Source organism: Ferrovibrio sp. (assembly GCF_965278975.1).
Lineage (GTDB): Bacteria > Pseudomonadota > Alphaproteobacteria > Ferrovibrionales > Ferrovibrionaceae > Ferrovibrio.
The window spans coordinates 1,619,248-1,632,045 of the sequence record NZ_OZ257126.1; the positions used below are offsets into that span (position 1 = coordinate 1,619,248).

Here is a 12,798-nt window from a genome sequence, read left to right on the forward strand (position 1 = left end):
CTTAATTCGACCCCGAAATCCCCGAAAGCCCTTGCGGCCAGCCGCTTAGTCCAGTTCAATCCCCGGCCATCACGGAAACGCCCCACGGAACCGACGGACAAAGCCATGACCGCGCCCCGCACGCTGTACGACAAAATCTGGGAATCCCATCTGGTCGCCGAGGACCTGATCTATATCGACCTGCATCTGGTGCATGAAGTGACCAGCCCGCAGGCCTTTGCCGGCCTGCGCGCCTCGGGCCGCAAGGTGCGCCGCCCGGATGCCACCGTGGCGGTGCCGGACCATAACGTGCCGACCACGCCGGATCGCCTTACGGGTGTGATCGCCGACGAGGAGTCGCGCATCCAGGTCGAGACCCTGGACAAGAATGCCAAGGATTTTGGCGTCGTTTACTATTCCATGAACGACATCAACCAGGGTGTGGTGCATATCGTCGGCCCGGAACAGGGCTTCACCCAGCCGGGCATGACCATTGTGTGCGGCGACAGCCACACCGCCACCCATGGCGCCTTCGGCAGCCTGGCCTTCGGCATCGGCACCTCGGAAGTCGAGCATGTGCTGGCAACCCAGACCCTGCCGCAGAAATACGCCAAGAACATGCGTATCGACATCGACGGCCAGCTCGGGCCGGGCGTGACGGCGAAGGACATCATCCTGGCGGTGATCGGCAAGATCGGCACCGCCGGCGGCACCGGCTATGTGATGGAATATACCGGCAGCGCGATCCGTGGCCTGTCCATGGAAGGCCGCATGACAGTGTGCAACATGTCGATCGAGGCGGGCGCCCGCGCCGGCCTGATCGCGCCGGACGAGACCACTTTCGAATACCTCAAGGGCCGGCCGCATGCGCCCAAGGGCGCCGCCTGGGAACAGGCTCTGGCCTGGTGGAAAACGCTGCCCTCCGATCCGGGCGCGAAATACGATACCGAGGTGTTCCTCAAGGCTGAGGATATCGTGCCGCATGTCACCTGGGGCACCAGCCCGCAGGATGTGGCGCCGATCACCGGCTTCGTGCCGAACCCGGCCGATGTGGCCGATGAGGCCAAGCGCGGTGCCCTGCTACGCGCCCTGGATTACATGGGCCTCAAGGCCGGCGAGAAGCTGGATACCGTGCCGGTGCAGCGCGTCTTTATCGGCTCCTGCACCAATGGCCGCATCGAGGATCTGCGCGCCGCCGCCGCCATCGCCAAGGGCCGCCAGGTCGCCGCCGGCGTGCAGGCCATGGTGGTGCCGGGCTCCGGCCTGGTGAAGCATCAGGCCGAGGAAGAAGGTCTCGACAAGATCTTCACGGCGGCCGGCTTCGAATGGCGCGAACCGGGCTGCTCGATGTGCCTGGCGATGAATGCCGACCGGCTGGAGCCGGGCGAACGCTGCGCCTCGACCTCGAACCGCAATTTCGAGGGCCGCCAGGGTCCGCGTGGCCGCACCCATCTGATGAGCCCGGCCATGGCCGCGGCGGCTGCCGTCACCGGTCGCCTCGCCGACGTGCGCAGCCTGTAAGGGGAGAGAAGCTCATGGACAAGTTCACCACTCTGACCGCTGTTGCCGCGCCGCTGCCGATGATCAATGTCGATACCGACATGATCATCCCGAAGCAGTTCCTGAAAACCGTGGAGCGCACCGGCCTAGCGCGCGGCCTGTTCTTCGAACTCCGCGAGGATGCGAACGGCAAGCCGAATCCCGATTTCTTCATGAACCAGCCGCAATACAAGGGCGCCCAGATTCTGGTTGCCGGCGATAATTTCGGCTGCGGTTCCTCGCGCGAGCATGCCCCCTGGGCCCTGCTCGACCAGGGCATCCGCTGTGTCATTTCCACCAGCTTCGCCGATATCTTCCACAACAACTGCTTCCAGAACGGCATCCTGCCGATCAAGCTGCCGCAGGCCGATGTGGACAAGCTGATGGACGATGCCAAGCGCGGCCAGAATGCCCGCTTCACCGTCGATCTGGAAAAGCAGGAGATCACCCGGCCGGATGGCGATGTGATCAAGTTCGAGATCGATGCCTTCAAGAAGCATTGCCTGCTCAACGGCCTCGACAATATCGGCCTGACGCTGGAGAAGAAGGCCAATATCGACGATTTCGAAACCCGCCAGCGCGCGTCCCAGCCCTGGCGCTATGCCCAGGCCGGCCGCACCGCCTGATTCAACACCATCCCTTAGGTCATGCCGGCGCAAGCCGGCATCCCATTAATGGGACCCCCGCTTGCGCGGGGGTGACGCAACAGTGAGAGGAAGTTCCATGTCCAATCGTACCATGCTGATGCTGCCCGGCGACGGGATCGGGCCCGAAGTGATGGGTGAAGTGCGCCGCGTCATCGAGTGGATGGACAAGCGCCGCCATGTTTCCTTCGATGTGAAGGAAGACCTCGTCGGCGGCTCGGCCTACGACAAGCATGGCACGCCGCTGGCCGACAAGACGATGCAGACCGCGCTGGATTGCGGCGTGGTGCTGCTCGGCGCCGTCGGCGGCCCGAAATGGGACAACCTGCCCTTCGAGCAGAAGCCGGAGCGCGGCCTGCTGCGCCTGCGCAAGGAAATGGACCTGTTCGCCAACCTGCGCCCGGCCAAGTGCTTCGATGCCCTGGTGGAAGCCAGCACGCTGAAGCCGGAAATCGTGCAGGGCCTGGATATCATGATCGTGCGCGAACTCACCGGCGGCGTCTATTTCGGCCAGCCGCGCGGCATCGAGACGCTGCCGAACGGCGAACGCCGCGGCATCAACACCCAGGTCTACACGACGTCGGAAATCCGCCGCGTCGCCGCTGTTGCCTTCGAACTGGCGCAGAAGCGCGGCAACAAGGTCACTTCGCTGGAGAAGGCCAACGTGATGGAATCCGGCGTGCTGTGGCGCGAGGAAGTCACCAAGCTGCACCAGGAAAAGTACAAGGACGTGCAGCTTGAGCACATGTATGCCGATAACGGCGCCATGCAGCTGGTGCGCGCGCCGAAGCAGTTCGATGTCATGGTGACAGACAACCTGTTCGGCGACATCCTGTCTGATGCCGCCGCCATGCTCACCGGTTCGCTCGGCATGCTACCCTCGGCCTCGATCGGCGCTGCCGATCCGGCCACCGGCCGCCGCATGGCGCTGTTCGAGCCGGTGCATGGCTCGGCCCCGGATATCATGGGCAAGGGCATCGCCAATCCGCTCGCCACAATCCAGAGCTTCTCGATGGCTCTGCGCTATGCCTACGATCTCGGCGAGGATGCCGACCTGATCGACCAGGCAGCCGAAGCCGTGCTCAAGGCCGGCGTGCGCACTGCTGATCTCGGCGGCGGTTCGACCAAGGTCGGCACCACCGGCATGGGTGATGCGCTGCTCAAGGAGCTGGATAAGCTGGCGGCCTAAGGCCGACGGGGAGCTGGACAAGCTGGCGGCGTAAGCCGCTTCCGGCTACACTCGCCCTGCGTTACATCAGGGGGAGGGATTGCAATGACGACCATGAAACTGATCGGCCGTAATCTCTCCCCCTATACGCGCCGGGTGGCTATCGCGCTCACCCTGCTCGATATTCCGCATGAGCGCGAATATCTCTCGGTCACCGCCGATCCGCAGCGCGGCCTCAGCATCAATCCCGTCGGCCGCGTGCCGGCCTTGCAGATCTCGGCCAGCGAAACCCTGATCGAGTCCGCCGCGATCCTCGATTACCTGATGGAGCTGGCCGGGCCGAAAACCCTGGTGCCGCCGCATGGCAAGCCGCGCCGCGACTGCCTGCGGCTGATGGCCTGGGGTGCCGGCGTGCTGGATAAGGCGGTGGCGGCGATCTACGAAGTGCGCCGCCGCCCGGCGGAAAAGGTGCATGAGCCATGGCGGCAATTGCTGCTGTCCCAGGCCACCGGCGGCCTCAGGGCGCTGGAAGCCGTGCAGCCGCATCCCTGGCTGATGGGCGAGCATTTTTCCATGGCCGATGTCACGGTGGGCGTCACGGTCAGCTTCCTGCGCGTGATGCAGCCGGAATTGCTGCCGCCCGGCGTTTATCCCAATCTGGAAGCCCTGGCGACTGCCTGCGAGGCGCTGCCGGCCTTCAAGGCGCATCCGCTGGAAACGCCGTAGCACCGGTTTCTAGCTATTTCTTGTCATTCCCGCGCGCACAGGCCCGAAGGGGGCGCCGGCATGACAGTGATGGGTACCATCAGCCCTTCAGCTCATAGCGCCGCAGCATCCGCACATTGCCATGCTCGATGCGCAGCATGTCCAGTGCGGCGATGCGGCCCTTTGCCGGCGGGTTCACATCCTCGCCGACCTGGCGCAGGAAAGCCTTGGCGGAAAACACCGCGCCGAAGCGCGACAGCGTCACATGCGGCTCGAATTCGCCCTGCTGCGGCAATTGCTGGCGCATCTCGCCCAAGGTCCAGGCGCTGGCGGCATCGGGATGCAGGTAGACCAGATTGGGATATTTGCCGCCGCGCGGATCGGTGAACCAGCTCAGCCGGTCGCAGGCGATATCGAACGGCTGGAAGCTGGAAGCCAGGATGGAAGCGGCGGCATTCAGCGTGCCTTCGCTGATTTCCTCGCTGGGAAACACCAGGGTGACGTGGGCCGCCACGGCGCCATGCTGCGGATCATGCATGCGGCGGATGGTTTCGATCCAGTTCGCAGCACCTTCCTCCCAATCGGGTATGGCGATCAGGGCCACGCTCATGGCTTCAGCTTCTCGGAAAAGAAGGCGATGGCCTGGCGGTAGGCATCCTCGGTGGCGGCGCGGTTCGGCGCATGGCTCTGCCGCTCCTTGCCGGGATCATCGAAACTGTGCATCGCGCCGGGATAGATGGTGATGGCGATATCCGTGCCGCTCTCGCGGCTGCGGCGGGTCAGGGTCTCGCAGATTTTCGGCGACACTTCATCATCATCCGATGCCGCCAGCACGCGGATCGGCGCGCTGCTTTTCAGGCCGGCTTTCACCTTTTCCTTCAGCGTGCAGCCGGGATAGAGCGCCAGACCGGCCTGGAAATGCAGACCACCCAGGGGGGCGTAGTCGCTGCCCGGCGCGTTCTGCATCAGTGCCGCAAGGGTCGCGCTGCCGCCATTCGACCAGCCCATCAGGCCGACCCGCGCCGCATCCACTTCCGGCCGGCCGCGCAGATAGGCCAGCGCGCCATAGGCATCCTGCGGCCGTGCCACGGTTTCATCCAGTTCGTCCGGCCGGTCCTTGTAGCTGTTGCGTCCAAAGCCCGCCGGATAGCCGCGCGGCCCGAAGCCATCCACCAGCAGGGCAGCGAAGCCGTTCGCCGCCCAATAGCTCGCCCAGGCGCGGTGGCGCTGCGACAGCGTGGCGGCGGTGTAGCTGCCTTTCGCCAGGGAGGAATAGGCGCCGGCGCGGCCATGCATCAGCACGATGGCCGGGCGTGCCGAGGAAAGCTTCGCCGGCAGGAAGAAATAGCCGATCAACTGCGTGCGGCCATCGGCGGAACTGAACTGAACGGTTTCCTGCGCCCGGGCGCCGCCGGTCAGGCCCAGGGCGAGGATCGCGGACAGCAGGGCGATGATCGCGGCCAGGGTGAAGAATCGAAGCGATTGCATGGCGACAATCTAAGCCTTCCGCCCCGGGGATGCCATCCGCTAGGCTTGGGCCATGGATGTCATGCTGCTGCTCGCCACCTTCCTCGCCGGTGCCGCCTATGTGCTGATGCCGGGTCCGGCCTTTCTCGCCCTGCTCGGCATCGTCGCCGCACAAGGCCGCCGTCCCGGCTTGAATTTCGTTACCGGGCATCTGGCCGGCGATATCGTCTGGGCCAGCCTGGCGCTCACCGCCATCGTCGGCTCGGCCTCGCTCGGGCGACTGGCCTTCGATCTGCTCGGCCTGGTCTGCGGCGTCTATCTGTTCTGGCTCGGCTGGAAGGCGGTGCGCGCCAAGGCCAGTGAGAGCGGCGAGGTCGATCTCAAGGTCGGGCGGCCCCTGCTGCGCGGCATCGCCTTCGGCCTCACCAATCCGAAAGGCTATCCGGTCAGCGTTGCCATGTTCACGGCCCTGCTTTCGGGCCAGGCAGCGCAGCTTACCTGGAGCAACCTGCCTTTGCTGCTCGGCGCCGCCTTCTTCGGCTTCATCGCCGCCGACCTGATCCTGATCGCCATCATCGGCCTCGGTCCGGTGCGGCGGCTCTATGCGCGCCACGCCTTGCTGATCACGCGCGCCACCGGCGTCATGTTCATCGGCTTCTCGTTGCAGGCATTGTGGCAGGCTGGCGGCGGGTTGCTGCTCCGTCGCGCCTAAGCCTAGCGTTTCAGCGCCGCCTCGATCAGCGGCAGGCGGTCATTGCCGAAATACATGTCGTGGCCGTCGACGAAGATGGTCGGCGAGCCGAAGCCGCCGCGCGAGATCACCTCGTCGGTATTGGCTTTCAGTTCGGACTTGATCTCCGGGTCATTCACCGCTTGCGCGAAAGCGGCCGCATCCAGGCCGGCGCGCTTGCAGGCTTCAGCCAGCACCGCATCCTGGCTGATATCCTTGTCTTCGCCCCAGTAGAGTTCGAAACAGGCCCGCGCTAATGCTGCCTGCTTGCCCTGACTTTCGGCCCAGATGCAGCCGCGCATCGCCTTCACGCTGTTTACCGGAAACACGCTGGGCGGAAACTTGATCTTGATGCCGCTATGGCGCGCCCAGTCCTGCATATCTTTGAGCGTATAATTCATTTTCGCCGGCACCGGATTCTCGCGGCTGGCATAGACGGAAGGATTCACCGCATTGAACACGCCGCCGACCAGGATCGGCTTCCACTCGATCTGCTCGCCCAGGCGCTCGGCCATCGGCTGGATATTGTGGAAGCAGAGATAGGTCCAGGGACTCGATACGTCGTAGAACACTTCCAGGCGGGCCATGTTTCCTCTCCGGTGCTTTTCTTATTGTGCCGGCACCAGGATAAAGCCGGCGCGGGGGAAATGTACATGCACGGCGCCAGATTCTGGCGCCTCGCGGCGGATCACGATGGTCTGCGCATCCAGCGCCACCAGGTCGCCCACAGTCGGGTCGCGGCCGGTATCGTCGGGCGTGACGGAAACGCGCTGGCCGGCTTGCAGCCCGAGGGCATTCGCCGCCACGCCGCGCGCCTCTGCCGCCGGTTCGGCTTCACGCGCCACAGTCAGGGCTTCCGCGCCGGTCATCTCGCTTTTCTCGCCATGGCCGAAAGCCGCCATGCGGTTGGCCCAGGCATTGAGCGCGGTGAAATCGGCCAGCGCCGTGCTCTTGGCGCGGTCGCGCACGAACCACACCGGATGATACAGCGCCAGATCGGCAAGGCCCGGGGCATCGCCGAGCAGGAAGCGGCGGCCATCGCTCAAACTCTGCTCGGCCCAGTGCAGATGGGCGCGCAGCGGCCCCTGCATCACGGCGGACTGCAGCTTGAGTTTGGTGCGGTCCATGGCGCGGCCCGAGAAAGCCGCGCGGTCGGCGAAGAAGGCATCGGGCAGGTGTTCGCCCATGGTGCCGAAGGCGGTGGCAACGGCGGCGCTGAACAGCGGATGATCAGCCCAGAAGGCGAAGCCCTCGGCCAATGTGCCGGTGCCCAGCGAAGGTTCGGGCCGGCGGCGGTCGAGTTCGCGCAGGATCACCTGGCTGTCGCAGTAGATATCGGCGCCGATCTGCAATACCGGCGTCTTGCGGTAGCCGCCGGTCAGCGGCATCAGTTCCGGCTTCGGCATGATCACCGGGATGGTCACCGAGCGCCAGGCCAGGCGCTTGATGCCAAAGGCGATGCGCACTTTCTCGGAAAACGGCGAAGTGCCGTAATGATGCAGGATCAGGTCCGCCATGTTTCTCTCCCCCAGGATGCTGGCGGGAGTTTAGGCCGGCTTACCTCGCGGCAGGCAAGGCTTGATCGATCTGTTTCCGCATTTCGTGAAGCCGGCGGCGGAGCAGTGCCGGTTCATTCAGCGCCCGCGCCAGTGTCAGCGCACCCTGGATGCCGGCGACAATGTCCTCGGCCCGGGCGCGCGGTTCCGGCACACCGCCGCGTTTCAGCGCCCGGGCCAGGGCCTGCACCCAGCGCGTGAAATAGCTCTGCACGGCAGCGGCGAAACGGTCGCGCGTCGCATCCAGGGCGAATACGCCCACCAGGCAGACGCGGCCGCCGCCATGGAAATAGCGTTCCGTCGCCTCGAACATCGCGGCTATTGCCGCATGGGCATCGCCGCTTTTGCGCAGCGGGGCAAAGACCTCGGCCTCGAACCAGGCATCGATATGGGCCAGCACTTCTGCTGCCATCTGCTCCTTGCCGCCGGGAAAGTAGTTATACAGGCTGCCCTTGCCCAGGCCGCTGGCTTCAGTGAGGGCGCTCAGACTGGCGCCTTCATAGCCGAGGCTGCGGAAACACTCGGCGATGCGGGCCAGGGCTTCCTCGCGCGTGACGATGGCGGCGGGCATTACAAACCAAGGTCACTCAAGGATGGGTGATCGTCCGGGCGGCGGTCGCCATTGGCACCGCGCGGCCAGAGGAATTTGCGCTCGGCCGAAGTGATGCGCGTGTCATTGATGCTGGCTTCGCGCCGCCGCATCAGGCCATGCTCGTCGAATTCCCATTGCTCGTTGCCATGGCTGCGATACCACTGGCCGCTATCGTCATGCCATTCATAGGCAAAGCGCGCCGCGATGCGGTTGCCGGTGAAGGCCCAGACCTGCTTGATCAGGCGGTAATCCAGTTCGCGCTGCCATTTGCGCTCCAGGAAAGCGCGGATGGCGTCCCGGCCCTGGATGAATTCGGCGCGGTTGCGCCACCAGCTATCTTCGGTATAGGCCAGCGCGACGCGGGCGGCATCGCGGCTGTTCCAGGCATCCTCCGCCATGCGGGCCTTCTGCGCGGCACTCTCGGCGGTGAAGGGCGGCAGCGGCGGGCGGCTGGCAGGCGCGGTCATGGCAGTGGAGTCCGGTGTGTATTGTACCTATCGGTACAATATGGCGCCAGCCGGGATTCGGCAAGGAAAAAACCGGATGCCGCTATGCTCTAAAGATTGGGTTCGGGCTGATTCTGGCGCAGGAAGCCTTGCAGGCCGGCTTCATCGAGCTCCGCCTGTTCGGCGGCGGCCTGTTCGCGGGCCTTCTGCGCCAGGCGGTTTTCCTTCACCAGCTCGTATTTCTTCAATTCGCGGAAGGCGTCGTTCACTTCTTCCTGCGCGGCGGTGATCTTGTCCTGCACTTCCTCGCGCGAAGCCAGCAGGCGGTCCATCTTCTCGCGGTTCACCCGGCGATAGGGCGTGAAGGCCATGCCGCCTTCCAGCGATTGCGCGGCAACCCGGCGCTCATGCTCCAGTTCGTCATCCAGCGCCGTCATCTGGCGCTCCAGTTCGGCGCGCAGCACTTCCAGGTCAACCACCACGCGGCGCTTCTCATCAAGGCGCCACTTCCACAGCCGGATCAGTCCATCAAGCCCGCGCATGATTCACCGCACTCCTAACGCATCGCCTGGGCATCGCCAGCGGCGAAGATATCGGCCAGGCCCATATAGCAGGAAGCCAGATCGGCGCGTTCGGTCTTGAGCTGCTTGAGGAAGGCTTCCAGCGCCGGCTGGTAGCGGATCGATTCATCCACGCGCGGATCGGAGCCCATGCGGTAGGCACCGAGCCGGATCAGCTCCGCCATGTCCTCATAGGCCGCCATCATCTGCCGCGCGCGGTTCACCAGTTCATTCTCGGCCGCCGAGTTGCAGCCCGGCATGGTACGCGAGATCGAGCGCAGGATGTTGATGGCGGGATAGCGGCCACGCTCGGCGATGCGGCGCTCCATCACGATATGGCCGTCGAGAATACCGCGCACGGCGTCGGCGATCGGTTCGTTATGGTCGTCGCCATCCACCAGCACGGTGAACAGCCCGGTGATGCTGCCTTCGCCGGTGCCGGGGCCGGCGCGCTCCAGCAGGCGCGGCAATTCAGCGAACGCGGTTGGCGGATAGCCCTTGGTGGTGGGTGGTTCGCCGCCGGAAAGGCCGATCTCGCGCTGCGCCATGGCAAAGCGCGTCACCGAATCCATCAGGCACAGCACCTGCAGGCCCAGGTCGCGGAAGAATTCCGCCAGCGTCAGGGTCATATAGGCCGCCTGGCGGCGCACCAGGGCGCTTTCGTCAGACGTCGCCACCACCACCACGGTGCGGGCGAGACCGGCGGGGCCGAGATCATCCTCGATGAATTCCTGCACCTCGCGGCCGCGTTCGCCGATCAGGCCGACCACGTTGACATCGGCTTCGGTGTAGCGCGCCATCATCGACAGCAGCACGGATTTGCCGACGCCGGAACCGGCGAAGATGCCCATGCGCTGGCCACGGCAGCAGGAGATGAAGGTGTTGATCGAGCGGATGCCGAGATCGATCTTGGGGCCGACGCGGCGGCGCGAATTGGCCGGCGGCGGGTTGTTGCGCAACGGATACGGCCGCAGGCCGTTGCTCAGCGGCGGGCCGCCATCCAGCGGGCGGCCCTGGCCGTCGATGACGCGGCCAAGCCAGCTCACATCGGGATAGACCACCGGCTGCTCCTCGGCCACCACGGCGCGGGTGCCCAGGCCGACGCCTTCCAGCGAGCCATAGGGCATCAGCAGGGCGCGGTTCTGGCGGAAGCCGACCACCTCGCCTTCCACCACGCGGTTGTCGCGCGCCAGCAGGCGGACGCGGGAGCCGATGGAAAGGTAGCGTTCGACTCCGGCGACCTCGACCAGCAACCCTTGAATCGAGACCACACGGCCGGTGAAGGTCATGTCCTTGATGCGGTCGAGATCCATCAGCAGGCTTTGCATCGGCAGCGTAACTCCTGGGAGAAGAACCCAGCCTAGCAGGCAAATCTTTAAGCGGTGGTAAATAGTTAACGGAACTTCCGCCGGGGTAAGAATTCGTTAACTTTATTTATTAAGAATGGTAAACTACCGCGAATCGCCGGGGTTCCAGCCAAAAACCGGGCCAAATCACGCGGTACCTGCCGAAGGGGGCTGCCATGCGCGTATTGCTGATCGAAGACGACGCCGCTACCGCCAAGAGCATCGAACTGATGCTCGGCCATGAGGGCTTCAACGTCTACAAGACCGAGTATGGCGAGGAAGGCCTCGATCTCGGCAAGCTCTACGACTACGACATCATCATTCTCGACCTCAACCTGCCCGACATGCACGGCTATGACGTGCTGAAGAAGCTGCGGGCGGCCAAGGTCTCGACGCCGATCCTGATCCTTTCGGGCATGGGCGAACCGGACAAGAAGGTGAAGGGCCTCGGCTTCGGCGCCGATGACTACCTCACCAAGCCGTTCAACAAGGATGAGCTGGTGGCGCGCATCAACGCCATCGTGCGCCGCGCCAAGGGCCATGCGCAAAGCTCGATCCAGACCGGCAAGCTGCTGGTCAATCTGGATTCCAAGTCGGTGGAAGTGGGCGGCCAGCGCCTGCATCTCACCGGCAAGGAATACGCCATGCTGGAACTGCTCAGCTTGCGCAAGGGCACCACGCTGACCAAGGAGATGTTCCTCAATCATCTGTATGGCGGCATGGATGAGCCGGAACTCAAGATCATCGACGTTTTCATCTGCAAGCTGCGCAAGAAGATCGCTTCCGCCACCTCGGGCGACAATTACATCGAAACGGTATGGGGCCGCGGCTATGTGCTGCGCGATCCCGATGCCAACGCCGTGCCGCAGGCCGCCAATTCCCCCGGTGCGCCGAAGCGCGCCGCCGTGGGGCGGTAAAGGGCTGGGCGGTAAATTGGCCGCATTTTCGGCTGAAAATTAACGCACTTTTTGTCACCCTCGCGAAAGCGAGGGTACCATTCATGCAGCCCATTTATGTGGTGAGGAAATGGGATACCCGCTTTTGCGGGGATGACAATGTTGGGATGCTGGACCTTCCCCGCGCCTAGCCCTGCGGCGCTACCTCGCGTAAAATCCATCCATGTCGCTGGATATCGATGCCCTGCTGGAACGTCGCCGCCTGAGCCGCAAGGTTTTCTGGTGGCGTCTGGTTGCTGTCGTAGCCGTGCTGGCCCTCGGCCTCGGCGTCTTCTACCGCCTCGATCCCGGCAATCTGCTGGAGCGCAACCGCGCCCATGTCGCCCGCATCGAGATCAATGGCGTCATCGCGCAGAATGCCTTCTGGGCCGAGCAGCTTGAGAAGGTGGCGAAGAACGACAACACCCATGCCCTGATCGTGCAGATCAATTCGCCCGGCGGTTCCACCTATGGCGGCGAGGCGCTCTATGCCGCCTTGCGCAATGTGGCGGAGCAGAAACCGGTGGTGGCGGTGATCGGCACGCTCGGCGCCTCGGCCGGCTATATGGCGGCAATCGCCGCCGATCATGTGGTGGCGCGCGAAACCTCGCTCACCGGTTCCATCGGCGTGCTGTTCCAGAGCGCGGAGTTTTCCAAGCTGCTGGAGAAGATCGGCGTCGGCGCCGAAAGCATCGCCTCGGGCGCCTTGAAGGATGAGCCCTCGCCGATCAAGCCGCTGTCGCCGGCCGGCCGCGAACAGCTCCGCCGCATGGTGATGGAAACCCATGAATGGTTCGTCGACCTGGTGGCGGCGCGGCGCAAGCTGGACCGTGCCGAGGCGGCCCGGCTGGCCGATGGCCGGGTCTATTCCGGGCGTGCTGCCTTCAATCTCAAGTTGATCGACGAACTGGGCGCCGAGCCGGAAGCGCGGCGCTGGCTGGCCCGCACCCATGGAATCCCGACCGCCCTGCCGGTGCGGGAAGTGCCGGCCGAGCCGCCGGTCTCCATGATGGCCGAACTGTTCGGCAGCACCGCCAACGCGCTCTTTGGAAAAACCCTTTTAACCGAACGGCTTAGGCTTGACGGACTGGTTTCGGTTTGGCACCCTGACTAGGCAAGAGGGGGGCACCC

General features: G+C 64.6%; 15 protein-coding genes. 7 read left to right on the top strand and 8 right to left on the bottom strand.

Translation table 11 applies throughout. The features are described from left to right. Positions 1 to 105 precede the first annotated feature (105 nt). The 4 genes from leuC to ACQY7X_RS07905 all read left to right on the top strand — a co-directional run bounded on the left by leuC (position 106) and on the right by ACQY7X_RS07905 (position 4,056). Positions 106 to 1,500, top strand: a complete 1,395-nt coding sequence (gene leuC, locus ACQY7X_RS07890; protein WP_428249332.1) for a 3-isopropylmalate dehydratase large subunit — start codon at positions 106 to 108, stop codon at positions 1,498 to 1,500. A 14-nt stretch (positions 1,501 to 1,514) separates the two neighbouring features. Next, positions 1,515 to 2,144, top strand: coding sequence for a 3-isopropylmalate dehydratase small subunit (gene leuD, locus ACQY7X_RS07895; RefSeq protein WP_428249333.1), 630 nt, complete (start codon positions 1,515 to 1,517; stop codon positions 2,142 to 2,144). A 97-nt stretch (positions 2,145 to 2,241) separates the two neighbouring features. Continuing rightward, positions 2,242 to 3,351 (top strand): 3-isopropylmalate dehydrogenase, encoded by a 1,110-nt coding sequence (gene leuB / locus ACQY7X_RS07900; protein WP_428249334.1) that lies wholly within the window; start codon positions 2,242 to 2,244, stop codon positions 3,349 to 3,351. Positions 3,352 to 3,435: 84 nt separating this feature from the next. Next, positions 3,436 to 4,056: a glutathione S-transferase family protein gene (locus ACQY7X_RS07905; RefSeq protein ID WP_428249335.1), complete on the top strand. Its 621-nt coding sequence runs from the start codon at positions 3,436 to 3,438 to the stop codon at positions 4,054 to 4,056. Between the two features lie 79 nt (positions 4,057 to 4,135). On the opposite strand, the gene ACQY7X_RS07910 is transcribed toward ACQY7X_RS07905, so the two are convergent. Both ACQY7X_RS07910 and ACQY7X_RS07915 read right to left on the bottom strand, forming a co-directional pair. After that, positions 4,136 to 4,645, bottom strand: a complete 510-nt coding sequence (locus tag ACQY7X_RS07910) for a 2'-5' RNA ligase family protein (protein WP_428249336.1) — start codon at positions 4,643 to 4,645, stop codon at positions 4,136 to 4,138. After that, the gene (locus tag ACQY7X_RS07915) at positions 4,642 to 5,523 is read right to left on the bottom strand and encodes a dienelactone hydrolase family protein (protein WP_428249338.1); all 882 of its coding nucleotides are present in this window, start codon (positions 5,521 to 5,523) and stop codon (positions 4,642 to 4,644) included. The genes ACQY7X_RS07910 and ACQY7X_RS07915 overlap by 4 nt, the downstream gene beginning before the upstream one ends. Before the next feature lie 52 nt (positions 5,524 to 5,575). Here ACQY7X_RS07915 and ACQY7X_RS07920 point away from each other — a divergent pair, with 52 nt between their 5' ends. After that, positions 5,576 to 6,214: a LysE family translocator gene (locus ACQY7X_RS07920; protein WP_428249339.1), complete on the top strand. Its 639-nt coding sequence runs from the start codon at positions 5,576 to 5,578 to the stop codon at positions 6,212 to 6,214. A 2-nt stretch (positions 6,215 to 6,216) separates the two neighbouring features. On the opposite strand, the gene ACQY7X_RS07925 is transcribed toward ACQY7X_RS07920, so the two are convergent. The 6 genes from ACQY7X_RS07925 to fliI form a co-directional block, all read right to left on the bottom strand. Next, entirely contained in the window at positions 6,217 to 6,819 is a 603-nt protein-coding gene (locus tag ACQY7X_RS07925; protein ID WP_428249341.1) for a 2-hydroxychromene-2-carboxylate isomerase, read from the bottom strand. 21 nt (positions 6,820 to 6,840) lie between these two features. Further along, positions 6,841 to 7,749, bottom strand: a complete 909-nt coding sequence (locus ACQY7X_RS07930; RefSeq protein WP_428249343.1) for a glutathione S-transferase family protein — start codon at positions 7,747 to 7,749, stop codon at positions 6,841 to 6,843. Between the two features lie 40 nt (positions 7,750 to 7,789). Further along, a complete protein-coding gene (locus tag ACQY7X_RS07935) occupies positions 7,790 to 8,359 on the bottom strand; it encodes a TetR/AcrR family transcriptional regulator (RefSeq protein WP_428249344.1) in 570 nt (189 codons plus the stop codon). Then, entirely contained in the window at positions 8,359 to 8,847 is a 489-nt protein-coding gene (locus ACQY7X_RS07940) for a DUF1348 family protein (RefSeq protein ID WP_428249345.1), read from the bottom strand. Before ACQY7X_RS07940 ends, ACQY7X_RS07935 begins: the two co-directional genes overlap by 1 nt. A gap of 89 nt (positions 8,848 to 8,936) precedes the next feature. After that, complete coding sequence (locus ACQY7X_RS07945; protein WP_428249346.1) at positions 8,937 to 9,368, bottom strand: hypothetical protein; 432 nt, start codon at positions 9,366 to 9,368, stop codon at positions 8,937 to 8,939. Positions 9,369 to 9,382: 14 nt separating this feature from the next. Further along, the gene (fliI, locus tag ACQY7X_RS07950; protein ID WP_428249347.1) at positions 9,383 to 10,714 is read right to left on the bottom strand and encodes a flagellar protein export ATPase FliI; all 1,332 of its coding nucleotides are present in this window, start codon (positions 10,712 to 10,714) and stop codon (positions 9,383 to 9,385) included. 194 nt (positions 10,715 to 10,908) lie between these two features. On the opposite strand from fliI, the gene ctrA reads away from it, so the two are divergent. Continuing rightward, positions 10,909 to 11,649 carry a response regulator transcription factor CtrA gene (gene ctrA, locus ACQY7X_RS07955; protein ID WP_428249349.1) on the top strand — a complete coding sequence of 247 codons (741 nt, stop codon included), beginning with the start codon at positions 10,909 to 10,911 and terminating at the stop codon, positions 11,647 to 11,649. Positions 11,650 to 11,851: 202 nt separating this feature from the next. Further along, positions 11,852 to 12,781 carry a signal peptide peptidase SppA gene (sppA, locus tag ACQY7X_RS07960; protein WP_428249350.1) on the top strand — a complete coding sequence of 310 codons (930 nt, stop codon included), beginning with the start codon at positions 11,852 to 11,854 and terminating at the stop codon, positions 12,779 to 12,781. The last annotated feature ends 17 nt before the right edge of the window (positions 12,782 to 12,798 follow it).